The organism is Shewanella sp. Actino-trap-3 (assembly GCF_002836275.1).
Lineage (GTDB): Bacteria > Pseudomonadota > Gammaproteobacteria > Enterobacterales > Shewanellaceae > Shewanella > Shewanella psychromarinicola.
In genome coordinates this window covers 718,805-744,099 of record NZ_PJCE01000001.1, presented here as the reverse complement: position 1 = coordinate 744,099, position 25,295 = coordinate 718,805, and the positions used below count along the sequence as shown (strand labels likewise).

Genomic DNA, 25,295 nt, shown 5'->3' with positions numbered 1-25,295 from the left:
TTCTAAACCAGATTTAATCTGCCTTCTAATTCTTTTCATTAACAAAAAAGGCCTGAATCTTCAGGCCTTAAGACATTTATCACCATAATGAGCGAAACATCATTGCTCTATTTATCTGTCATCAACTGCTTAATGAATTTAACGGGTGCACTACCGTAACTTAAAAACTGTTCATGAAACTGCTTTAAATCAAAATCTTCACCTTGCTTCGCTTTACGTTGTTCACGGAAATCATAAATCTCTCGATAACCCGCGTAATAGCTCGTCAATTGCACTTGGCTTAAGGTGGCACGGCGCCATTTCCCTTCAGCTTCGGCACGTTGTTGGAAAGCTTCATTCTCAAGCAAGTCAAGCACCTCTTGCTCACCCATACCATTGACTTGAATATTATAATCTAAAATAGTGTTACAAATAACCCGTAGATTCCACTTGTAATACATCAACCACATTTCAGGTTCAAAGTTTCCATAGCCCTCTTCCAGCATCATGCGTTCGGTATACACAGCCCAACCTTCAATCATGGCACCATTACCAAAAAGGCTTTTCACTAAACTAGGAGACTGATTTGAAAACACCAGTTGGGTGTAATGTCCTGGGATCGCTTCATGGATATTGAGTACTTGAAGGATCCAATGATTATATTCGCGTAAATAGCTTTCTGCAGACTCATCGCTCATATCGTCAAGGGGCGACACATTGTAATACGTATTACCGCCTTGATCATAAGGTCCAGGCGCACTGATGGAAGCACCAGCAAAGCCGCGCATATATTCAGGCGTTTCACGGACAATTAACGGCTTGTTTGGGTCGAGTGTCACCAGTTGTTTATCATTCACAAATTGAATAAGTTGTGGAATTTGCTTACGAACTTCGGCAACAAAGTTTTCACGCTTAACATGTTTGCTGGATAACACATCAATTAACTGACGAATGGCTTGTCTCTCATCGGCAGGTTTAGGGGTATCGATGTACTTTGACCAAATGGTATCGGTGATCATCGCCATTTCTTGTTGAACATGATTTTTATCAGCTACGGCTTTGTTGTACAACTGTTTCGCTGTCATTCCAGACTGAATGTCGAAAGCAAATTTTTCTTCGTATAAGGTTTCACCAATGCGGAAATCTCGGGCGCCATTTTCTGCTAATTTAGCTTCAAGTGCTGTTAACCACTCAATATGTTGTTTAATGGCTACGATTGCCGCATCAAAACGTTGGCTAAATAAGGCTTTTTGATCTGTGCTTAAACCCGAATCAGCGACCTGCAGAACTAACGCGTCTGACAATACCGAAAATGCCCCTTGGTTTTGCATAATCGCTAATTGGGTATGTTCAAGTGTTGGGTCGTTAATATTGTTTCGTGCAGCGTCATAATAGGCTGGAACATTTTCAAGACGGGCAATCACAGAGATTAGGCGCTCATCTAACGGCGCAAAATCCTCATTGATGATTTGCGCAAACCCACCTGCAACATTGTAATTAGACGGATCCCACTGCCAACCTTTAAATCGAATAATGTCCCACTGCATCGACTCCATTAAATTAGTCAGTAACCTATAATCGATTAACTCATTAGCTGATAATGATTGTGGGTCAAATTGAGCCAATGCCGTTTGCTGGTGTTTAACGAAAGCCAAGGTTTTATCGCGGCCAGCTTTATTAGGGATCTCTAAGTAGCCGTCGTTAACATGCTTACCTCTGTATAGCGCCCATGTAGGTGATAATACCCACAACTCATCGATAAACTGTTGTGAATATTGATTAAAGGTTAACTTTTCCGCAACGGTTGTTGTGCTCGCCTCAGCAGTAACCGCATTGGGTGTAGCACTTTGTTGAGTTTGGCTATCAGTACAGCCAATCAGTCCGGCTAAGGCGAAAGAAACCACCAAAGGAAGTAAGGCTTTGTTCATTTTTTATCCTTAAATTGTTATTATTTTAAGTGCGTATGGGCAGGTAAATTTTATCCTATTACGATGTGAAATAGTTAATCATGTCCATCACTTTTTTGCATCAACTTGACATCTTTTGTGACATATAATCTAGCGCATTTACCCAAAAAGTGCAGACTAAAAAGCGGAATTCGTCACATGGCAGTGTCCACAACAAACTAAAAAGGTCTCAAGCATGCACCCAAAAAAGCGGAATATACATTCCGCTTTAATCAAAAATCAAATAATAACTGAGTTAACCTATCACCAGATCAACTTACACATTCCATGGATTGGATTTGTTACCTTTAGGCGTTATCGGTGCTTTAGCGGTTTTAGTCTTTCTTAAGTCCGATGAAGCCGTTTTCGACTTGCCTAAACTGAGTGTGGGTCTGTCGGTATCTGATGTCGATTTATGTTGACGACTCTTTGGCACAAAATTCAATACCGAAATAGGAATGGGTTTAGAGGGTGCAAAGCCGGCTATTTCTTTACGTTCAATTAAATGACCTAACCGACTTTCAATCATGCACAGGTTTTTAAAATCATCATTAGACACAAAGGAAATCGCTTCACCCGCTGCCCCCGCACGACCGGTACGACCAATACGATGAATATAATCGTCTGCTGGATAAGGTAAGTCATAATTAACTACACGCGATAAATCATCAATATCAATACCACGCGCCGCAATGCCGGTAGCCACAAGGTATTTAATTTTACCGGTTTTAAAATCGGCTAAAATTTGCTCCCGGACGGGTTGGCTTCGACCACCGTGAATACATTCAGCGCTAATATCACGCTTTTCAAGTTGGCTGACCAATTTAGCCGCACCTTGCTTAGTTTCAATAAATATCAGCGCTTGGTTCCACGCTTCGGTGTTAATTAAATGGCTCAATAAAGCTGACTTTTTGTCTTTATCAACGGTGGTCAGCCATTGTTCAATTTTAGGCGCTGAATCACGATCGGCAATCACCGAAATTTCTACCGGACGCTTAATCGCCGTTTTAGCTAGTGCACGGACTTGGTTTGATAAGGTAGCGGAAAATAATAAACTCTGACGTTCAGAAGGTAGTTTATCAATGACTTTATTAATGTCTTCAATGAAACCCATGTCGAGCATTCTGTCGGCTTCATCCAGTACCAACACTTCAACTTCATCAAAGTGCACTGCTCGTTGTGTATATAAGTCGAGCAAACGCCCAGGTGTTGCCACCAAAATATCCACGCCATCTATTAATGCTTGTTTTTGCGGCTTTTCATCAACACCACCGTAAATGGCAAATGATGTTAATGGTAAATGCTTAGCGTACTGCACAATATTGGCTTGTATTTGCACAGCGAGTTCACGGGTTGGGGTTAAAATTAACGCCCGAATACGTTTTTTACGCTGCATTTCACTGTCGGCTAAGCGCTCTAATATTGGCAACACAAAACTTGCGGTTTTACCGGTACCCGTTTGCGCAGCGGCAAGTAGGTTTTTACCGGTTAAAATAACCGGAATAGTTTGTTGTTGAATAGGTGTTGGTTGACTGTATCCCACTTCATGTAGGGCATTGACAATCGCGTCGCGTAATCCAAGTGTCGAAAAAGGCATGAAAGTGGGTCTCAGTAGTAGAACAAGAATAAAGCATTATAGAGGCTGCGCCTAACAAGCGCTAACACCTAGTGATATAAAGATAGGCTAGATAAAGGCATGGCAGACAACGATGAAATGAGGCGCCATTATGGATATCTGCATATTAGCTCAAAACACAAATGAAAAAAGACGTCCGAAGACGTCTTTTTTCATAATATGGCGGTGAGCGAGAGATTCGAACTCTCGTTAGGGATAAACCTAAACACACTTTCCAGGCGTGCGCCTTCAGCCACTCAGCCAGCTCACCAATTTTTGACTGACTTTTAACCACACCATAAGAGCAGGTAAAAGCCAGTTATTAATTTTTTGTCGTGTTGAGTGCGTATAGCCTGCACTCTACAACATAAACACACTTGTTTGCACGTTTGGGTTCAATTCGTATTGAACAACAATACCCGCTGTGTTGCTAATCGAGGCGTACTTTACGCAAATGCTGATAGCGGGTCAAGCTAAAAAACCCCACTATCAAGTGTTTGCACAAATGCTCAGCAAATTATGTCTTATCTACCCCACTAAGGTAGGGAAAAGTCCTTTAACGCCAGCCGCGATGACTTCAATGCCTAAAGAGAGCATTAGCAGGCCCATTAAACGGGTAATGACGTTAATTCCGGTTTTGCCCAGTAATTTAAACAGTACTGGCGCCATGCGAAATAAACCCCAGCTTAAAATCCCTAAGGTAATAATGGTGCAAAACATGCCAACGAAGTTCATCGTATTGTTGTGCTCTGCCGCAAACACAATCACCGCACTAATGGCACCGGGTCCGGCCATTAGTGGCAAGGCTAATGGCACGACAGCAACAGACTCCATGCCCGAAGACTCACGGTCTTCTTCTTGGTTGCGTTTCACTTCACTGATCTTACCTTGCAACATCGACATCGCAATAATACAAATCAAGCTACCACCTGCAATACGAAATGCAGACAATGAAATACTGAACATACTAAGAATATGCTGACCCGCTATCATAGTGATTAATAAAATCACTACCACTGCAAAGTTGGCAACCCGATTAGTATGTCGGCGCTCAACTTCAGTTTGATGGCTGGTTAAGCTAACAAATACAGGCAATAACCCAACAGGGTTAATGATGGCTAACAGTCCTAAAAAGAACTTAATATAAAGCATAAAATCCACTAACTACACCCTCTTGTTATTACCTGATTTAAAGCTCGGTTATGAGGGCGCTAATGTAGCTGAAACCCAGAGGTTTCCCAAATGAAATTTTTTATCATTAAAGACGTGTTTTCCTATACAAAAACTAATGTGAATATTAGCACCTTCATTTTACCCCGGTCCTTCTAATTAACGACCTCAATGGCCAAACCGTCATTTTATTCCATAATAACGCGCAATTTTACAGCAAAGCGATTACTTAACCCGCTTTAGTCAATTATAAATAGCATTAAATGTGCTTAACACACATAAAAACCAAATGTTAAAAGGCCTCTTTTGATGAAAAATACTAACATCAAGCTGATAATACATCTCAATAAAGACCCCAATAATTTAAGCCAAAATCATTGTCGGCCTCATCATCATTATTATCGCCGATATTGTTGCCATTATCGTTACCAAAAATAACATCCATATTGGCATCTATCTCGTTGTCAACATCAGTGCCGATTCAATCATCAAAACCGGCTTAAATCTGCTCATTAATATCATCAATTAAGTAAAAATCATCGCGTGGGTTATGACTCAAGATGCAATTGATTAGGTGAGAGACAAAAAAAGAGATGTTGCCAATGGCAACATCTCTTTTTTTAACCGAACTCTTTATTGGATCAAGGTGGAGACGTTTATCACAAGGCGAGCCTTAGCTCATCAATAGAAAAACGATCCTGAACGCTTTGGTGAACTATTTGGCTGTCCAACGATCCATCCAACCGAGAACATTCTTGTACCATAGCTGTAAGTTATCTTGATTTAAGATCCAATGGTTTTCATCTGGGAAAACCAATAACTCAGATGGAATGCCTTTGCGTTGCATAAAGGTGAACGCAGCAAGACCTTGACCATAAGGTACACGGTAGTCTTTTTCGCCGTGGATGACTAACATCGGCGTTTTCCAGTTTTCAACATAATTCACTGGGTTAAATTTTTCATATAATGCTTTGTTTTGATCGTACGGACCACCAAATTCATATTCAGGGAACCATAACTCTTCAGTGACATAGTACATAGAACGCATATCAAACAAACCAGCATGATCAACTAAACACTTGAAGCCATCATTCCATTTCCCCTGGAACCAGTTCATCATATAACCGCCGTAAGAGCCACCTAAGGCACAAGCATTGTTCGCATCTAGCCAAGGTTGCTGCGCCGATACGGCTGCCATGCCCTTTTTAAGATCTTCAAGGGGTTTGCCGCCCCAATCTTTACCAATGGAGTCAGTGAACGCTTGACCGTATCCAGTAGAGCCATGGAAGTCGACCATAACCACACCGTAACCCGCACCAGCCCATAATTGTGCATTCCAGCGGCTGCTGAAACTGTTACCAAATGAACCTTGTGGGCCACCATGTACCAGGTAAGCAATCGGGTATTGTTTACCTTCTTCATAGTTAACCGGTTTTATCCAGTAACCGTGAACGGTTTCATCGTTCCAACCTTTAAAGTTGAACTGTTGATAATCGCCAAATTTAATCTGCGCCAGTTTGTCTTTGTTGACATGGGTCAGCTGAGTAAGATGCTCGCCTTCCAGTGTCACACTGTATAAATCAGCGGGTTCAACCAAAGATGACTTTTGAAAGAATAACTTGTCATTTACCGCCGCAACCAAGCTATTGCTGCCTTGATTATAAATCGGACGCACATCACCAAACTGAGTGTTAACCTCAAAAATAGTCACTTGACCAACATCTTGAGCTGTTACGTAAAGTGTACGACCGTCAGCGCTGAAATTGAGTGAACTCGCACTACGATCCCACAATGGTGCCACTTCTTTTTCTTGGCCAGTCACATTGTCACGTATCATAATCCGGTTACGATCGGCTTCATAGCCTGGTATGGTCATGGCCAAATAGGCAAGATAACGGCCATCAGCAGAAAACGTTGGCTGGGCATCCCATGCCTTATTGTCTGCTGTTAAATTAACAGTTTCACCGCCGGCAACAGGTACTTGCCATAAATCGTAGTTAGTCGTCCAAGCTTGGTCTTTGCTCGGCGCTTTAGCACTGTAAACAACATATTTGCCGTCTGCAGTGAAAGTGACTTCTTCCATACCTGAAAAGGGCTTAGGTGGCGTTTCAGTATCGCGCCCTTCAGTCACATTAGTGGCAGTGGTAATTTTATTGCCATCAAGTGCGGCGACAAATAAATGATTACGTGCATGGTCTTCCCACGTGTCCCAATGACGCACCATTAGCTGCTTGTATAAACGGCCAGAGGTTTTGCTTTCAGCTTCGGCGGTAAATTTGTCTTTTGAGCATGTTAAGTCTTTACACTCTGGGAATACCCGCAGGGTCATAACAACTTGCTTGCCATCGTTTGACAATTTATAACCGTTAATGTCTAACGGTAACTCAGTAACAGGCATTGCTTCACCGCCATTAAGGGCCAGTTGATACAATTGACTGGTTCCAGTGCGACTGGCGAGGAAATAAATTGATTTTCCATCAGGCGAAAAACTCACATCGTGCTCAGTTCCAGCTGCTGATGTGAGTTGTTTTGGCGTGGCCTTTTTATCGCTTAAATCGAGTAGGTATAGGTCTGAATTGCCCTCGCCTTTATCGTCGACCACTTTTACGCCGTACACCATGGTCTTACCATCATTTGATACGGCCGCTGAGTGCAGCTTATTTAAATTAACCAGTTGCTGAACATTAAAGGCTGCGGGCTCAGCCGCATAAACTGATGTTGCCATGCCTGCCGCAACCAGTGCGAATAATACAGAAGACTTTTTCATTATTATCTTGTCTCAGTTGTTTAAATAAAACATGAGTTCGCGTTGAGTCAGCTACTAACCAAATTTCGCGTAATCATAAGATGTGTATAGCAGATTAACCAAAGCAAAACGCTCAGGCAACAGACCTTTTGTAAAGAGCTGTAAACCCGAGCGTTTGATCACATTGACACACTGACTATTAACATCAGCATCAACATACACTCAGTGTTGCTTATGGCTTATTATGTTGCTTTGCGTTAGCAATATTAATTTTCCAAATCGCCGGTCCGGTTTCATGCGCATTGACACCATTGGTATCAACGGCCACCGTCACCGGCATGTCTTGTACGTCAAACTCGTAAATAGCTTCCATACCAAGATCTTCAAATGCGACCACCCGAGATTTCTTAATTGCTTTAGATACAAGATAAGCTGCGCCGCCAACGGCCATTAAGTACACGGCTTTGTGTTTCTTAATTGAAGCAACGGTTTCAGGACCACGCTCAGACTTGCCAATCATGCCCATTAGGCCTGTTTGGTCTAACATCATGTCGGTGAACTTATCCATACGGGTTGCCGTAGTTGGGCCTGCTGGGCCAACAACTTCATCGCCGACAGGATCAACCGGACCGACGTAATAAATAAACTTACCGGTAAAATCGACACCTTCTGGTAAGCCTTCACCAGAATCAAGTAACAGTTGAATACGTTTATGGGCGGCATCACGACCAGTAAGCATTTTACCGTTTAATAATAAGGTATCACCGCTGTTCCATGTTTCAATTTCTGCCTGGGTAACCGTGTCTAAGTTGACCCGGTGAGTGTTCAGACCCGCTTCACGCGTAATTTCAGGCCAATCAGACAATGATGGAGGCACTAAATCAACCGGGCCGGTGCCGTCTAAATGGAAATGAACATGGCGGGTTGCAGCACAATTGGGGATCATCACCACAGGTTTAGAGGCTGCATGAGTCGGTGATGATTTGATTTTAACATCAAGTACTGTGGTTAACCCGCCTAAACCTTGCGCGCCTATGCCTAAATTATTTGCTCGTTCAAAAATATCTAAACGCAGTTTTTCTTCTGTGGTTACCGCGCCTCGTTCCATTAATTCATGAATATCAACGGGATCCATTAAAGATTCTTTAGCCATAACCGCCGCTTTTTCAGCGGTGCCACCAATACCTATGCCTAACATGCCAGGAGGACACCAACCAGCACCCATAGTGGGTAAGGTTTTTTCTACCCAAGCGGCAATGTCATCCGACGGATTAAGCATGGCCATTTTTGATTTATTTTCAGACCCCCCGCCCTTAGCGGCTATCATCACTTCAACTTGATTACCGGCGACCATATCGATATGCACAACAGACGGGGTATTATCTTTGGTATTTTTACGCGCGCCAGCAGGATCTGACACTATTGATGCACGTAAAGGATTATCTGGATTAGAGTAAGCACGACGGACACCTTCATCGACCATCTCTTGTACTGTCATGTCGGTTTTATCCCACTGAACCGACATACCAATTTTAACAAAGCTAGTGACAATTCCCGTGTCTTGACACAAAGGGCGTTTACCTTCGGCAGACATACGCGAGTTAATCAGAATTTGAGCAATCGCATCCTTAGCTGCGGTGCTTTCTTCACGCTCATACGCCTTGTTCATCGCATCAACGAAGTCTTTGGGATGGTAATAAGAAATATATTGTAATGAATCTGCAATACTTTCAATAAAGTCAGCTTGTTTAATAACAATAGTCTGACTAGACATTGTAGAATGAGATGTTGTATTCGTCGACATATGGTGTGCTCCAGCAGCCATTGCGGCCTAACATGTTTATTATTTTTATTTAAGACCAATATGATACTCTTTTCATCCTTTACGGGCTAGATCACATTTTAGATAAGGGCTATCGATGTCTGCGCGGGCAAGAAACGCACTCTTTATGAAAAAACTGGCTTGGGGAATAGACACTAAGCAGCTATTTTCACTCTTTCGCGACCAGCCATGGGCGATAATACTCGACTCAGCCAACGCTGCGCACCAAGATGCACAAGTCGATATTATTGGGTTTAATCCTATCGCGACCTTAACCAGCAATGACGGTATATGTCAATTTACCGCCAAACATCCAGCAATCAACGCACTCAATATTGATATCGATCATGATACCAGCCCTTTTGATACCTTAGCACAGCTGCATGCTCGTCTATATCCATCCGCTCAAGCCAGTCAACATACTTTTAGTGTGGGTGCCCTGGGCGCTTTTGGTTATGATCTTGGCCGTAGTATTGAAAAATTGCCCTATATTGCGACTAAAGATATTCATCTTAACGATATGAATATTGGGTTTTATGATTTTTCCCTCATTTATGATTATGCCGATAAGTCTTGGTATGCCTACCATTATGATGGAGTAGAAGCGCTTGAGTATGAGTTGAATTTAATTCAATCAAAAATACAAGGCGACCTCGAAGAGGCGATTAATCCACATCATTTTCATTTAACAACGCCATGGGTTAACCAGCTTACCAGTACACAATATCAACATAAGTTTTCTCAAATTCAGCAGTATTTACTCAGCGGTGATTGTTATCAAATCAATTTAACCCAACGATTTGAGGCTCAATATCACGGTGATGAATGGCAAGCCTACTGCGCTCTATCTCGAGCTAATCAAGCGCCTTTTTCAGCATTTATGCGCCTTGAACATCATTGCATACTGTCTATTTCGCCGGAGCGTTTTATCAAACTTAACGGCCAGCATATTGAGACTAAACCGATAAAAGGCACCTTTCCCCGCCATCATGACCCGCTTTTGGACCAACAAGCGGCTCAAGCGTTACTATCGTCTGAAAAAGATCGCGCCGAAAACGTGATGATTGTCGATCTATTGCGAAATGATATCGGTAAAGTGGCCGCGCCAGGCTCGGTTAAGGTGCCAAAATTATTTGCCATTGAAAGCTTTCCAGCGGTGCACCATTTGGTGAGCACGGTGACGGCCACACTTGCAAAGCATAAAACTGCGTTCGATTTGCTTCAAGCCGCCTTCCCTGGTGGCTCAATTACTGGTGCCCCAAAAATACGCGCTATGGAAATCATTGAAGAACTAGAGCCATCAAGACGAAACCTATATTGCGGTAGCATCGGCTATATCAGTCAAAACGGTAATATGGATACCAGTATTACCATCCGCACATTAGTTACCGAAAACAACCGACTTTATTGTTGGGCCGGTGGTGGCATTGTTGCCGATTCAAATGGCGATGCCGAGTATCAAGAAAGTTTTGATAAAGTCAGTAAAATATTGCCTTTACTGACCAGTCTGAACCAATTTAAGTGATCTCAGCTCAAGTTAAGCGATGGGGTAAGTAAGTTAATATCAGATTATTTAACACAAATTTGCCATTTATTTGCTAATAAAGGTGTCTTCACCTGTTATTAGCGAGTCTATGGCAAGGCAAGACAAAGGGTTGTTTGATAACCTTTGTATAATTCCCTATTGAGGTTAAATACAAGTTGGGGTTAAGTACAAGTTGAGGTTAAGTATTAATTAAATAGAGCAAACTCATTTTACTGCTAATCTGCAACGATATTAGCAATAGCGATAATTCAATTAGCGAAATAAACGTTACTCAGTGGTGCGCACTAGCAATGACTTGGGCGGATGAAACCGAGTTACAGCCTTATCAACGAGCGCACAACATAAACATAGTATCAACCTATGTTGACCAACATAAACACTGTGATGACGGGTATCTGCACTTGTAAGTTTAATAATCAACAACACCGATACCCAGTACGCCAGCACTTATAACAACGGGTGAATAACAGATGTTTACCCCAAAGTGGATAATGTTCTCGACCAATCCGGTATTAGTGTACGCCTGTGGATTTATCTAATACTGACAGCCGAGCCTAACTTATACCTAGCTTAAGCTATTGAATAACTTACATCTTGAGGCGGACTTAATTTGATTGCATAGTACATTAGTGAATATTTGATTGAACGCTTAAAAATTATTGAGCATTCGTTCAATTTCTGTTTAAATAAGCTTCTTACTGAATAAGGAGTTCATATGATTAAATTTTACTTTCACCCTGGCCCTAACCCAATAAAAATTGCTCTGTTCCTCGAAGAAACAGGACTTGAGTTTGAACTCGTGCCTGTGGATACCTTAAAAGGTGAGCAACACTCTGAGCAATATCGCGCCATAAACCCCAACAGCAAAACCCCAGCCATTGAAGACAATGGCGTAAGAGTGTTCGATTCGAATGCAATACTGTTATACCTTGCCGATAAAACAGGTCTATTAGCTGGATCGCCTGAAAACCGTGGTGAGCTGCTGTCTTGGTTAATGTTTATTGCCACAGGTTTAGGGCCTTATTCTGGCCAATGTGTCCATTTTACCCATCATGCTCCTGAAAAAATTGATTACGCAGCAAACCGTTATAGACGTGAAACGCAACGTCATTACGAGGTACTCGATGCACATCTTAACAACCGTGACTTTATCGTTGCTGATGAATTAAGCATTGCCGATATTGCTGCCTGGGGCTGGGTTGATCGTATTGATTTTGTATTAGGTGAAGATGCACTGGCTAGTTACCCTAATGTTCAACGCTGGTTTAACCTTATCAACAGCCGCCCTGCGATAGCGCGTGCCAGAAATATGGGCAAGGATATTGAGTTCAAAACTGAATTCGATGAACAAGCCAAACGCTCATTCTTCCCCCAGAACTATGCTGTTGATGCGAAATAGGCTTGCATAACCTAAGATTAAAACATGGCTTGTGGATTACCGCTTATGTTCACACGCCTTGTTTTGTTAGTAACACTAATCATTGATCTATAATCTATGTTGTCAGCCCGCGATCAGGTCGATGGTATTGTGCTACAACGCTCTGTTTACAAAAGCATAATACTCACTAGGCATGTAGACTAAGCGTATAAGTCATGAATACAACTTGTTATTTTTATCCATTTAGCGACGAAATCACTTGTCCTTGCAGCAGTATTTTCCTACTGTTATTGCAAATGATTATCAATGAGGTTACTCATGAACACCCATCTTCAACATCAAATAAACCAATGGCTTAACAACGATCCCGATCCTCACACTCGCTCACAACTGCAAACGCTGATTGATGCGGGCAATGAAACTGAGCTAACGGCACGCTTCGCCGGCCGTTTAGCCTTTGGCACTGCCGGGCTTCGCGGTGAAGTCGGTGTTGGCCCAATGGCCATGAATCGCTTGGTTATTCGCCAAACCACGGCGGGTCTTGGCGCTTATTTACTCGAGCAGATAAGTAATGCCGCCGAGCGCGGTGTGGTGATAGGTTACGACGGTCGCCATGATTCGTTAACGTTTGCCCATGATGCGGCCAGTGTATTAACGGCCATGGGCATCAAAGTGCGCTTAACCCATAAGGTTGCCGCCACGCCTTTAGTTGCCTTTGGGGTAAAGCATTTTAATGCTGCAGCAGGCATTGTCGTAACAGCCAGCCATAACCCGCCACAGTACAATGGCTATAAAGTCTATTGGGAAAATGGCGCGCAGATTATTCCACCCCATGATACTGGGATTGCCGCCCAAATTACCCGCGCAGCAACCCAAGCGATCCCGTTTTTAGCGCTAGCTGATGCCATCAAACAACAAACACTTACTTGGTTGCAAGACGATTTCTACCAGGCTTATCGCCAAGGGATTTTTGATGCCAAAGAGCTGCAACATCGAAATGGCCAAGATAAAGTCAGTTTGGCTTACACCGCAATGCACGGTGTCGGTGCCGACATGGCTGAAGCCGTGTTAAACGATGCCGGGTTTACCCAAGTGTATTCGGTAGCGGCTCAACGTGAACCTGATGGTGATTTCCCTACGGTCAATTTCCCTAATCCAGAAGAAAAAGGCGCCATGGATTTAGTGATTGCCGAAGCGAAGAAACACAATGCGGTGCTCGCTTGCGCTAATGACCCAGATGCCGATCGCTTTGCTGTCGCCGTTCGCACTGAGCCTGGCCAATACCAAATGCTCACGGGCGATCAAGTCGGTGTGCTCTTTGGCCATTATTTGCTCAACCATGCACCTAAAAATCAACAACTCACCGGCACCACTATTGTGTCATCAAGTCTGTTGTCTAAAATCGCCGTTGAATTTGGCACCCAAAGCTATACCACGCTGACAGGCTTTAAATGGCTGATGAACGTCGGTATTGCCATGCACCAAGCTGACAAGCAGTTTTTATTCGCTTATGAAGAGGCGCTCGGCTACACCATAGGTAATTTAGTCTGGGATAAAGACGGCTTATCGGCTTTAGTTGCTTTTGCACAGCTAACGGCTGAGCTAGCCATCAATGGCCAAACCATCTGGGACAAACTAGAACAGATTTATCGCCAACACGGATTTCACCTTAATGCACAAGTCAGTATTGCACTTAAGGCGGATACACCCAATATTGGCGCGTATTTGCGTGAGCACCCACCGATAAACATTGGTGAATATTCAGTGGTATCGACCGATGATTTAAAAAGTCTTCAGCGTACTAGTGCCGACGGCAGCCAACAAACCATTGATTTACCCAGCAGCGATGTATTGATTTATGCCTTAGAAGGAGGAGCACGAGTTATTGTTCGGCCATCTGGCACTGAACCAAAAATTAAATGTTATTACGAAGTGGTGGAAACAATGACGCCAACAGACACTTGGGCGTCAGCAAAAGATCGTGCTGAAAAAGCCATGAGTGCCTTTATAAAAACCCATCAAGCTAGTTTGCCAAGTTAACTGACTCATTAGACTATTAAGCTCAATTAACAACTCGTTTGTTATGCGCCTGTTACTATAGACAGGCGTTTGTTTTTGTTTGTGGTGAATTGTAAACATGATGAATCTATTAAACAATTTTACTAGACCAGAGTGTCATGAGATATGACTGATTGGACTAACCCCCCCTATGTTAAAGCCATCTAAACGTCTGCGAAAATGTTCTATAATGTTACAAAAATTTATTATAACGTTATGACAGGATTGCTAATGTACAAAAGTCTCGTTTCTTTGGCCATTGTTGCCAGTATTTCAACTCCAGCAGCCATCGCTGCAGAGGAAAGTCAAAACCTAGAGCGCATTCAGGTGATTGGCTCTCGGATCGCATTACGCACAGCAACTGACAGTGCAACACCCGTCGATATCATTACCTCAGAACAACTCGAAGCCACTGGTATTACTGAAACCGCTAAGGCACTACAGTTTGCGGCGCCAAGTTATAGCTTTCCGTTTTCGTCCATTACCGATGGCAGTGATGCGGTTCGCCCAGCAAGCTTACGCGGCATGTCACCCGATCACACCTTAGTCTTGGTTAACGGCAAACGTCGCCATGGTTCTGCATTGGTTCACTTAGGCGGTACGTTAGGTAAAGGTGCATCAAACGTTGACTTAAATGCCATTCCGATGACCTCAATTAAGCGAATTGAAATTTTACGTGATGGTGCTTCTGCGCTTTATGGTTCAGATGCCATTGCTGGCGTGATTAATGTGGTCCTTAAAGACAGCGCCGAGGGTGGTAGTATTGCCGCCCACGTTGGCCAAACCTATGAAGGTGATGGTGAGCAAGTTCGATTAGGGATTAACCAAGGGTTTAGTTTCAGTGATGACGGCTTTGTGAACGTCTCTTTAGAAGCGCATCAGAAAAATTCAACTAACCGTGCTGGTCTCGATCCACGGCAGCAATACCCTACTCTAGCGGATGGCAGTCCAGATCCACGTGAAGCGACATTCGATCGAAAAAATCATCACGTCGGCGACAGTGACGTTGATAACTACGGCTTGTTTTTTAATGCGCAACAAGGATTGGATACCCAAGGTAAGCTTTATGCCTTTGGCGGGATCACTAAGCGCAGTTCGACTTCAGGCGCTTTTTATCGTCGCGCGCTTGATTCACGTAACGTAACCGAAGTCTATCCAGACGGATTTTTACCGCAAATTAGTCCAGAGATTATCGATTATTCTTTAGTGACCGGTTATGAGTTTGAACTGGGTCAATGGGAAATCGATACTTCTGCAGGTTATGGCAGTAACAGCTTTGAATACAATGTTGAAAACACCATTAATGCTTCGCTTGGCCCTGATAGCCCAACAAGCTTTGATGCTGGCACCCTGTCGACCAGTGAGTTGAACCTCAATCTAGATGCCTCCAACTATTACGACTTTGTCAATGACTCTGACTTATTAGTGGCCATGGGCGTCACATGGCGCGAAAGTGGTTACCAAATTGAAGCTGGCCAAGAAGAATCCTATATTCAAGGTGATTACCAAGATAAGTCTGGCGGCAGTCAGGGATTTGGTGGCTTTACCAAAGAGTCGGAAGTTGACGAGAGTCGCACCAATCTCGGTCTGTATATTGAACTTGAAAACCAACTCAGTGATGATTTTTATTGGGCTGCAGCGGTTCGCTATGAAGATTATGCCGATTTTGGTAGCAATACCAGTTGGAAATTATCCGGTCGTTATGAGTTAACCGATAATCTGGCGTTACGTTTAACCACTGACACCGGTTTCCGCGCACCCAGTGTGCAACAGCTTTATTTTACCAATGTATCAACCTTCTTTGATCCAGATCCGATCACTGGCGAGTTTGTCCCAAGAGAGTCAGGCACCTTTAACCAGTTATCGCCAGTAAAAGCTGAGCTGGGCATTCCCGATCTTAAAGCAGAAATATCACATTCCTACAGTGCCGGTATCGTTTACACCAGTGAGAATGGTTTTGTTGTGACCTTGGATGCTTATCAAATCAATGTCGATGACCGGATTATTTTATCTGGCGATATCGACAAAGAAAGTTCAGCGGTAATTGCCTCTATCCTTGAGGGCACCAATGCGGACTCCGCGCGATTTTTTATGAATGCTGTTGACACTCAAACCCAAGGCGTTGACTTAGTTGTCACTCAAGGTATTAATCTTGGCGAATATGGCGATTTGAAAGCAAACCTTGCTTACTCTTATAAAGAAACTGAAATTGAGTCGATTAGGTTACCGTCGATTCTCAATGGCTTAGAAGATCAGTTATTTGATCGCATTGAAGTCATTCGCATGACGGAAGCGAATCCAAAAAATACCGCTAATATCGGCTTTACTCATCATTATGATGACTTCAGCACCAATTTACGTTTCAGCTATTTCAGTGACTATACTGTGGGTTATTCATCCAGTGAAGTGCAATATGATGCCAGATGGACTACCGATCTGAGCACGCGTTATCAAGCAACAGATAATCTGGCTGTCACCTTAGGGGCCCAAAATCTGTTTGATACTTATCCAGAAAAACGTCCTGAAGACAATAACTTTAACGGGATATTTGTATACCCGCTCACCAATACCCCATTTGGGTTTAATGGTGGTTATTATTACTTAGATCTACGCTACACCTACTAGACTCATAGTCAGTAACATCGGACTGTATCTCTAAAGGCAACAACGGTATTAAAATAGTCATGATGACTTAGCGCAAAGATTATCGACATAAAGCGTTCAGTCATTCCTAACCTGAAGTTGCCGATAAAATACAAAAAAGCCAATCGAGTTTGATTGGCTTTTTTCATGGCTTAATGTTGCTGTTTTTACTATCGATAGAAATAACATGAGTACCAATAACAGCGACCATCATAGTGCTAACAATAACGCTCAACATAACGCTAATAATAGTGCCTAATAATAGGGTCAATAATAATGCTAACCGGTAGCATTAAACATGATAATGCTATTAGCTCGCAGGTATAACATTACCCAGTTCGTTAGCCTAGATGGTGACTAATCATTTCAATTAGTCACATATAATTTTTCAATATACTCCTTGGCGACCTCATCCCAGGTAAATCGTTGTTTGGCGGCATTGTGCTTCACCTGTTGCCAAGTATCGCTACCCAATAATTGGACCACTTGGTTAAATCGTTCAACCAAGGCCTGACCCTGTGAGGCCAACGTTTCGCCATTAAACACCCAACCACTGACATTATCTTCAACCGTATCGTAAAGCCCACCCACACCATGAACTAAACAAGGTTGTCCTACCCGCATTGCGAGCATTTGACTGATCCCGCAAGGTTCAAATGAACTGGGCATTAAAAATAAACTGCCACATTGATAAAGCTGTTCTGCTAACGCTTCATCATAACCATGTAAAAACAGAAAGTTATCATAACGCGCGGCAGTTGCTTGCATCATTTTAGCGATATGCAAATCGCCGCTGCCTATCATCAGGAAGACACCATCCGGTTGCAGCTTTTTAAGCGATAGCAATATCGCGTCCAACACCGTTTTTGCTGAGGAAAGACCTTGAGGATCGCTAAATGGCTGCAATAAAATCAACACTTTTTGTTCCGTTAACCGGCCGACAGAGGTCAGTAAAAACCGCTCTGTTTCATCCATAATCTGAGCCGGTTTTAGCGCCAATGAGTCGCTCAACAGCCCATGTTTATACTGGCCAATACGCGCTAATGCCATTGCGTCGATAACACTGAGGTTAGTGGCTTTCGCTTGCCATTGAATAACGGTATTTTCGGCTTGGAGCAATAAATCTTCATAGCTGGCTTTATGTGCATCAAAGGCAGAAATGGCCTCATCATAGACGCAGCCATTAATAATCCCGACTAAATTGCCTTGCTGATCTTTAGTCGCTAGATCACTTTCCAATCCTTCGCCACCGAAAAAACCTTTGTGATGATCTGAAGGCTTTAACACCTCTTGCGCATAAGTGGGAGACACTAAATGCACTTTATCGCTCAGCACAATACCCATTCGCATCGGATTAATACAATTGCTGTAGCGAGGATCGAATAAGCTTTCTTTGGCGATAGGGTCTAATTTGTCAATGTATTGTGGAAACCAATGGCCAAACGACGACTCATCACCACTAAAGGGGCGGATCCCTTGTAAAGCCAAATTGTGGATGGTAAACACGCAAGCCAAAGATTTCAATCCTGCAAAATCAACCACGCAACCTCGAAGCATTGCCACCATAGCGCTGTGCCAGTCGTGCAGATGTAATACATCCATGCGCGGCAATATTTCCCGCACTAGACTGGTGGCGACACAGAGGGAAAACAGGGCAAATTTGGTCGCATCTTCGGCAAACGGTCTGTCGACCGAACCGTTGCAGTATACTTGGCCTTGATGATTAAACAGCGGATGATCAAATAGATAAATTTGCGCTATTGAGTCGTCAAACTTATCTTGGTCCACAGTCACTATGGCATCTTTGTGTTGCGGTCTTGGCAACCGATACACGGTAACGGAATGACGTTCACCGGCAAAATCAACCTCAATATCAGCCAAATGTGCAGCACGATATTGTTGGGCTAAAAAACCGTAATTAGGCATAGCAACATCGGCTATCACGCTGCATTGTGCTAACGCTGGCGGTAAATCGCGGATAACATCCGCCATGCCACCAACCTTGGCGCCGTGCAGTGCATCATTTTCTGCTGCCACCAGCAGTACTCGTTTTATACTCACTGAACTCATTAACGATCCTTATTCTTAACCAACAGGTAAACCCAACATTTTACGTGTCACTAAGGTAATACCTTTTTCTGATACCCTAAAGCCCCTCGCTCGGTCATGATCGTGATTATATCCAATCACCATGCCTTCAGGGATAATACAACCTCTATCTAGAATGGCATTTTGGATTTTACAATGCTTTAATACCACCACATCGGGCAATAGCACAGAGTCTTTCACAAACGAATAAGAACATACACGCACTTCGTTAAATAACACACAGCGTTTCACTTTCGCGCCAGAGATAATACAGCCACCAGCGACGATAGAATCTACCGCCATACCGCGCCTATCTTTATCATCAAATACAAATTTAGCCGGAGGAAGTTGCTCCTGATAAGTCCAAATAGGCCATTTAGCATCATACAAATTCAATGGCGGTGTAGGTGCCAATAATTCCATATTCGCTTGAAAAAATGAATCTAAGGTTCCTACATCGCGCCAATAAGCTGGCTCATCAGGGACGGCACTGGAAAAAGGGAACGCAAACACATTGTGTTTTTCAATGATCGCCGGAATAATATCTTTACCAAAATCACGGTCTGATTTTTCGTTGTTGGCATCTTTTTTCAATTGGTCGAACAAAAACTGAGTATTAAACACATAATTGCCCATCGAGGCTAAACACTTTTCCGGATCATTGTGCGTCGGTTTCGGATGAGCCGGCTTTTCTTCAAACCCAATTACCCTATTCGTGTTATCGACCTCCATCACCCCAAAAGCACCAGCGGCTTCAGCTATCGGGGTTTCTAAACAACACACTGTCATATCGGCACCTGATTCAACATGGGCGGCTAACAAGCCTGCATAATCCATGCGGTATATGTGATCGCCCGATAGGATCATCACGTACTTAGGCTTTTCATGACGAATAATGTCGATATTTTGAAATACAGCATCTGCAGTACCCTGATACCAGTTCCCTGATGTTCGCTGTGATGCCGGTAAAATTTCAACCGACTCCCCGAGCTCCTTTTTAAAATGACCCCAGCCACGAGTCACATGTCGAATTAATGAATGTGACTTATATTGTGTCACCACTCCTACTCTACGTATTCCTGAGTTGATACAGTTCGATAGTGGGAAATCGATAATGCGATAATTACCGCCAAAATATAACGCCGGTTTAGCGCGCCTGTCGGTTAATTCATGCAACCGTGAACCTCGACCCCCCGCCAAGATAAGCGCATAGGTATCACGAGTTAAATTACTAATATAACGAACATTACTCATAAGTAGACTCCATTTGGTTATCAAACATAGCCATCAACAAATACTAACTGATCAACGACCTACCTTGTTTTCGGCATTACACCGCCATCCTTGTATTACTTTTTCATCCAGATTTCATCGCGGTAGCCCGCTATTGTGTTGTCGCTTGAGAAACGTCCGCTAGCAGCGGTATTTCGGATACTGATTTTTTGCCAACTATCTTGATCAAGATAGGTCTTTGCCACCTGCTCTTGTGCCAAGCAATAGCTGTCAAAATCCGCGGCGGTCATCCATTGATCATTGGAGTCAAGAACCGAGGCAATAATGTCATCGAAAATACCGGGTTCGACCAAATTAAAATGACCACTTTTTAGCATGCTCATCACTCGGTTAAGGGCTTTTGAATGTTCGATAATATGTTGAGGTTGATAATCAATTCGAGCTTGTGTCACTTGCTTAGCATCTAAGCCGAATAGGAAGAAATTCTCATAGCCGACTTCTTCGAGCATCTCAATATTGGCGCCATCTAATGTGCCAATAGTTAAGGCGCCATTCATCATAAACTTCATGTTGCCAGTGCCTGAGGCTTCTTTACCCGCAGTCGATATTTGCTCAGATAAATCGGTACCCGGACATATTTTTTCCATGGCACTAACATTGTAGTTGGGTAAGAAAGCCATCCGTAACAATGGCGACACCAGAGGATCGGAGTTAACCATATGGGCAACATTATTGGCCAACTTAATGATTTGTTTTGCCATGGCATAACCTGGCGCCGCCTTACCACCAATCAACACACAACGAGGCACCATATCTTGTGTGTCCCCATTGAGGATACGGCGGTATAAATGGATAACATGTAAAATATTCAGTAGCTGGCGTTTGTACTCATGGATACGCTTAACTTGCACATCAAACATCATCAGTGGGTCAAATTCGACGCCGCATTGTTGTTTAACGAATGCCGTTAATGCTTGTTTATTTTCGAACTTTATTTGCGCCCACTCTTTAACAAACGCCTTATCACTGGTAAAAGCATTAAGTGCCGTCAGACGAGATAAATCGTTGATCCATTCATCGCCTAAACGACGGCAAATTAATGAGGATAATTTAGGATTACAATACGCAAGCCAACGCCTAGGAGTAACACCATTGGTTTTGTTATTAAATTTATGAGGCCACAATTGGTAAAAATCCTTAAACAGCCCCTCTTTGAGTAATTGTGTGTGCAAACCGGCCACCCCATTAACAGAAAAACAGGCGACAATCGCTAAATAGGCCATACGAATATGCTGCTCTGGGCCTTCTTCAATAATCGACATATTGGCCAGTTTTTGAATATCTCCCGGCCAATGGTGGGCGACTTGTTCTAAATAGCGCGCATTAATTTCGAAGATTATTTCAACAATCCGTGGCAACATATTTTTCATCATTGGCACTGACCAACGCTCTAATGCTTCGGGCAGTAAAGTATGATTAGTATACGCCATCGATTGGCTGGTGATCGCCCATGCTTCGTCCCAACTCAAGCCATATTGATCAAGTAAAAGCCGCATTAACTCAGGGACCGCAATGCTCGGGTGAGTATCGTTAAGCTGTAACACGTTATGCTCATTAAACTGGCTGAAATCCTCACCAAATTGACTAACGTAACGAGCCAGTAAATCTTGCAAACTGGCTGACGATAAAAAGTATTGTTGCCTCAACCGTAATTCTTTGCCATTAACACTCGCATCATTGGGGTACAACACCATAGTAATTTGTTCAGCCAAATTTTTGGTCGCTACCGCTTCGGCGTAATCGCCTTCGTTAAACTCATCTAAGTCAAACTCATCATTGGCTTCGGCTTTCCATAATCGCAAGGTGTTAATTCGACCATTTTTAAACCCTGGGATCGGCATGTCATAAGGGACGGCTAATACATTTTGGGTCTCGGCCCAAACATGGTGTCGATGTCCAAGCTTATCAAGATAGGTTTCGGTATGACCAAAAAACGGCACGCTAACGATACGGTTGGCGATCCGAACTTCCCATGGATTACCATGACGTAACCAACGATCTGGACGTTCAACTTGATAGCCGTCGACAATTTTTTGTGCAAACATACCGTATTGGTAACGAATACCATAACCGGTCACCGGTAAGTCTAAACTGGCACAGCTGTCTAAAAAGCAAGCTGCTAGTCGTCCAAGTCCGCCATTGCCTAATCCTGCATCTTGCTCAACTTGTTCAAGGTCTTCTAAGTTGGTGGCATAATCGGTCAGTACTTGCTGTGCATCAGCAGTAATGTCTAAACTCAACAATGCATTACCTAAGGCTCGACCCATCAAAAACTCAAGCGATAAGTAAGCCACTTGTTTTTGTTGATATTGATTGTCTTTTATCCGCGTTTGACGCCAGCTATCGAGCATTTGCTCTTTAACGCTGTGCGCCACGGCATTAAAGAGTTCATGTTTTTCATGTTCATCTCGGCATAACCCATAGCGAATATGTCTGGCTAACGATGCCGATAAACTGTCGCAAGGTTCACAAGGCTCGGCGTGTGAGCTGGCCGTTATGTCAGCGGCTTTAGATAATTTAGTAGATAAGGTCTCGGCGTCAGCTTTGGCCTTACTGCTGACCTTACTGCTGGCCTTACTGCTGGCTTTGCTGTTGGCTTTGCTTCGACTCGCACCGGCAGACGCTTTATTAACACTGGCACTGTGTTTCGCTGTAGTCATCAATTGCTCCTGGAAAATTCAAATTCAGTATGAAATAACATTAAACTGCGACTCATTAAGCTAACGTGCTGTCTGACATCAACCACAGGCTCATTGTCTTTTGCTGTAGTCATCAATTGCTCCTGGAAAATTCAAATTCAGTATGAAATAACATTAAACTGCGACTCATTAAGCTAACGTGCTGTCTGGCATCAACCACAGGCTCACTGTCTTTTGCTGTAGTCATCAATTGCTCCTGGAAAATTCAGTATGAAATAACATTAAACTGCGACTCATTAAGCTAACGCGTTGACTGGCATCAACCACAGGCTCACTTTCTTGGGTATGTAATAAACAATGCCAATATCGAAGATGGGGTAATTGCGGCAGGGCAAAGGTATGTGGCAACTCATCGGCATTAATCATCAGCAATAACGCCTCTGTACTTTCCGCAACAGCACCAACGTCTGCATCAGCTAAATTGCCGATTAAAATCACGCTTAAGGTGCGGGTATGATGTTCACACCAATATGATTTCGTCATTGCTTCACCTTGGCGGTTAAACCACGCTAAGCCGTTATCAAATAAGGCTTCCGGTTTATGAATAAACGCTTGATGACACAACATCGGGAAGCGTTTTCGCAAGCTAATCAACTGGGCGGTGAAATTAACTAACGACCAATCTATTTGTTGCCAGTCAAACCAGCCAATAGGATTATCTTGGCAATAGGCATTGTTATTGCCCTGCTGTGTCTGACTGGACTCATCACCTGCCAACAGCATAGGTACGCCCTGAGATAACAATAAACAGGTTAATAAGTTACGTTTTTGTCGGTCTCGAATGGCGTTAATAACCACATCGTCACATTCGCCTTCAATGCCATAATTACTGCTGCAGTTTTCTTGATGACCATCGCGGTTATCTTCACTATTTGCCAAATTGTGGCGTTCGCGGTAGCTGACTAAATCATGCAAACTAAAGCCATCGTGACTGGTGATAAAATTGATGCTGGCTGAGGGTCCACGACCATTATGTTCAAAAAAATCACTCGAGCCGTGAAATCGCTTGGCAAACTCAGGTAATAAGCCACTGTCACCACGCCAGAAACGGCGCATAGCATCACGGTATCGATCATTCCATTCACTGAATGCCACCGGATAATTACCTAACTGATAACCCCCTGGGCCAATGTCCCATGGCTCGGCAATCAACTTTACCTTGCACAACACGGGATCTTGCGTAATAGCATCAAAAAAACCGCTTCCAGGGTCAAAGCCATAGGCCTCTCGGCCCAGACAACTGGCCAAATCAAATCGAAAGCCGTCTACACCCATGACTTCAACCCAATATCGCAATGAGTCCATGACTAACATCAACACTTGGGGATGATTGAGGTTAAAGGTGTTACCACAACCAGTATCATTAATGTTAAAGCGTTTTTCATGGGGCAATAACCGGTAGTAACTGGCATTGTCGATACCGCGAAAACTGTAAGTTGGCCCCAAATGGTTGCCTTCAGCGGTATGGTTAAACACCACATCGAGGATCACTTCAATCCCCGCGGTGTGAAGAGTGGAGACCATTTGCCTAAATTCGGCAATATCACCCTGTCCTGATAAATAAGCCGAATGTGGCGCCATAAACGCAATACTATTATAGCCCCAATAGTTATTGAGGCCTTTTTCAATCAAAAAAGGTTCATCAAAGAAACCATGCACCGGTAATAACTCAACGCAGGTGATGCCTAAATTTTGCAAATAATCAACTACTTGCTGGCTTGCTAACCCAGCAAAGGTACCTTGTTGCTGTAAGCTGACATCAGGATGTTGTTGAGTAAATCCCTTAACGTGGGCCTCAAATATAATGCTCCGAGCCAGACTAATGTTAAGAGGCGCAATCGGAATGTCCTTAACAAATCCACAATCTATGACCTGTGCTTTGGGTAAATATGGTGCGCTATCTTGTGTATCAAACGACAAATCCTCCTTAGTAGCATCAATGTCATAACCATAAAGCGCAGAGTGATATATCAGCGTGCCCACCAACTTTTTCGCGTACGGGTCGAGGAGTAATTTATGATGATTAAAACGATGACCGAGTTCGGGCTGATACGGTCCAAAAACGCGGTAACCATACAGTAATCCCGCTTGAGCATCGGATAGATGGCAGTGCCAAATTTGCCGTGTTTGGTCGCGCATGATGTATTGCGCCACCTCAATTTGCCCCGAGGGGTCAAAGATACACAACACCACTTTGGTGGCGTGCGCTGAGAACAACGAGAAATTAACCCCGTCATCGTCAAGTGTCGCCCCGAGTGGATAAGGATAACCGCTGGTCATATCCATAACATACCCTTGTGAAGTAGAAACCA

At 43.4% G+C, this 25,295-nt stretch carries 13 protein-coding genes and 1 tRNA gene; 4 read left to right on the top strand and 10 right to left on the bottom strand.

What is annotated here, in order from left to right:
• Positions 1-107: 107 nt before the first annotated feature.
• The 6 genes from CXF80_RS03200 to CXF80_RS03175 all read right to left on the bottom strand — a co-directional run bounded on the left by CXF80_RS03200 (position 108) and on the right by CXF80_RS03175 (position 9,260).
• Positions 108-1,907: a DUF885 domain-containing protein gene (locus CXF80_RS03200; protein ID WP_101031168.1), complete on the bottom strand. Its 1,800-nt coding sequence runs from the start codon at positions 1,905-1,907 to the stop codon at positions 108-110.
• A gap of 295 nt (positions 1,908-2,202) precedes the next feature.
• Positions 2,203-3,522 (bottom strand): DEAD/DEAH box helicase, encoded by a 1,320-nt coding sequence (locus CXF80_RS03195; protein WP_101031166.1) that lies wholly within the window; start codon positions 3,520-3,522, stop codon positions 2,203-2,205.
• A gap of 199 nt (positions 3,523-3,721) precedes the next feature.
• Positions 3,722-3,811: transfer RNA gene (locus CXF80_RS03190), tRNA-Ser, on the bottom strand.
• A gap of 257 nt (positions 3,812-4,068) precedes the next feature.
• The gene (locus tag CXF80_RS03185) at positions 4,069-4,692 is read right to left on the bottom strand and encodes a YchE family NAAT transporter (protein ID WP_283107320.1); all 624 of its coding nucleotides are present in this window, start codon (positions 4,690-4,692) and stop codon (positions 4,069-4,071) included.
• 733 nt (positions 4,693-5,425) lie between these two features.
• Positions 5,426-7,477, bottom strand: coding sequence for a dipeptidyl-peptidase 5 (locus CXF80_RS03180; protein ID WP_101031162.1), 2,052 nt, complete (start codon positions 7,475-7,477; stop codon positions 5,426-5,428).
• Positions 7,478-7,688: 211 nt separating this feature from the next.
• Positions 7,689-9,260, bottom strand: a complete 1,572-nt coding sequence (locus tag CXF80_RS03175) for a fumarate hydratase (protein ID WP_443018992.1) — start codon at positions 9,258-9,260, stop codon at positions 7,689-7,691.
• A 115-nt stretch (positions 9,261-9,375) separates the two neighbouring features.
• On the opposite strand from CXF80_RS03175, the gene pabB reads away from it, so the two are divergent.
• The 4 genes from pabB to CXF80_RS03155 all read left to right on the top strand — a co-directional run bounded on the left by pabB (position 9,376) and on the right by CXF80_RS03155 (position 16,885).
• A complete protein-coding gene (gene pabB, locus CXF80_RS03170) occupies positions 9,376-10,803 on the top strand; it encodes an aminodeoxychorismate synthase component I (RefSeq protein WP_101031160.1) in 1,428 nt (475 codons plus the stop codon).
• Between the two features lie 736 nt (positions 10,804-11,539).
• Positions 11,540-12,223 (top strand): glutathione S-transferase family protein, encoded by a 684-nt coding sequence (locus CXF80_RS03165; protein WP_101031157.1) that lies wholly within the window; start codon positions 11,540-11,542, stop codon positions 12,221-12,223.
• 297 nt (positions 12,224-12,520) lie between these two features.
• Complete coding sequence (locus tag CXF80_RS03160; RefSeq protein WP_101031155.1) at positions 12,521-14,242, top strand: phospho-sugar mutase; 1,722 nt, start codon at positions 12,521-12,523, stop codon at positions 14,240-14,242.
• A gap of 249 nt (positions 14,243-14,491) precedes the next feature.
• Positions 14,492-16,885 (top strand): TonB-dependent receptor plug domain-containing protein, encoded by a 2,394-nt coding sequence (locus CXF80_RS03155; RefSeq protein WP_101031153.1) that lies wholly within the window; start codon positions 14,492-14,494, stop codon positions 16,883-16,885.
• Positions 16,886-17,269: 384 nt separating this feature from the next.
• Here the strand turns inward: CXF80_RS03155 and CXF80_RS03150 are convergent, their stop codons facing one another.
• From CXF80_RS03150 to glgX, 4 genes are all read right to left on the bottom strand, one after another.
• Complete coding sequence (locus CXF80_RS03150) at positions 17,270-18,973, bottom strand: glycogen synthase (RefSeq protein ID WP_101031151.1); 1,704 nt, start codon at positions 18,971-18,973, stop codon at positions 17,270-17,272.
• Positions 18,974-18,988: 15 nt separating this feature from the next.
• Complete coding sequence (glgC, locus tag CXF80_RS03145; protein ID WP_101031149.1) at positions 18,989-20,245, bottom strand: glucose-1-phosphate adenylyltransferase; 1,257 nt, start codon at positions 20,243-20,245, stop codon at positions 18,989-18,991.
• Between the two features lie 95 nt (positions 20,246-20,340).
• Positions 20,341-22,944: a glycogen/starch/alpha-glucan phosphorylase gene (locus tag CXF80_RS03140; protein WP_101031147.1), complete on the bottom strand. Its 2,604-nt coding sequence runs from the start codon at positions 22,942-22,944 to the stop codon at positions 20,341-20,343.
• A 225-nt stretch (positions 22,945-23,169) separates the two neighbouring features.
• Entirely contained in the window at positions 23,170-25,269 is a 2,100-nt protein-coding gene (gene glgX, locus CXF80_RS03135; protein WP_232772027.1) for a glycogen debranching protein GlgX, read from the bottom strand.
• Positions 25,270-25,295: the final 26 nt, after the last annotated feature.

What these genes read in the sequence shown, in the direction of transcription:
- CXF80_RS03200 (WP_101031168.1), bottom strand. Translation starts at nt 1,907, where the DNA reads ATGAACAAAGCCTTACTTCCTTTGGTGGTTTCTTTCGCCTTAGCCGGA.
- CXF80_RS03155 (WP_101031153.1), top strand. Translation starts at nt 14,492, where the DNA reads ATGTACAAAAGTCTCGTTTCTTTGGCCATTGTTGCCAGTATTTCAACT.
- CXF80_RS03185 (WP_283107320.1), bottom strand. Translation starts at nt 4,692, where the DNA reads ATGCTTTATATTAAGTTCTTTTTAGGACTGTTAGCCATCATTAACCCT.
- CXF80_RS03175 (WP_443018992.1), bottom strand. Translation starts at nt 9,260, where the DNA reads ATGTCGACGAATACAACATCTCATTCTACAATGTCTAGTCAGACTATT.
- pabB (WP_101031160.1), top strand. Translation starts at nt 9,376, where the DNA reads ATGTCTGCGCGGGCAAGAAACGCACTCTTTATGAAAAAACTGGCTTGG.
- CXF80_RS03160 (WP_101031155.1), top strand. Translation starts at nt 12,521, where the DNA reads ATGAACACCCATCTTCAACATCAAATAAACCAATGGCTTAACAACGAT.
- CXF80_RS03140 (WP_101031147.1), bottom strand. Translation starts at nt 22,944, where the DNA reads ATGACTACAGCGAAACACAGTGCCAGTGTTAATAAAGCGTCTGCCGGT.
- CXF80_RS03180 (WP_101031162.1), bottom strand. Translation starts at nt 7,477, where the DNA reads ATGAAAAAGTCTTCTGTATTATTCGCACTGGTTGCGGCAGGCATGGCA.
- CXF80_RS03150 (WP_101031151.1), bottom strand. Translation starts at nt 18,973, where the DNA reads ATGAGTTCAGTGAGTATAAAACGAGTACTGCTGGTGGCAGCAGAAAAT.
- CXF80_RS03195 (WP_101031166.1), bottom strand. Translation starts at nt 3,522, where the DNA reads ATGCCTTTTTCGACACTTGGATTACGCGACGCGATTGTCAATGCCCTA.
- glgC (WP_101031149.1), bottom strand. Translation starts at nt 20,245, where the DNA reads ATGAGTAATGTTCGTTATATTAGTAATTTAACTCGTGATACCTATGCG.
- glgX (WP_232772027.1), bottom strand. Translation starts at nt 25,269, where the DNA reads ATGGATATGACCAGCGGTTATCCTTATCCACTCGGGGCGACACTTGAC.
- CXF80_RS03165 (WP_101031157.1), top strand. Translation starts at nt 11,540, where the DNA reads ATGATTAAATTTTACTTTCACCCTGGCCCTAACCCAATAAAAATTGCT.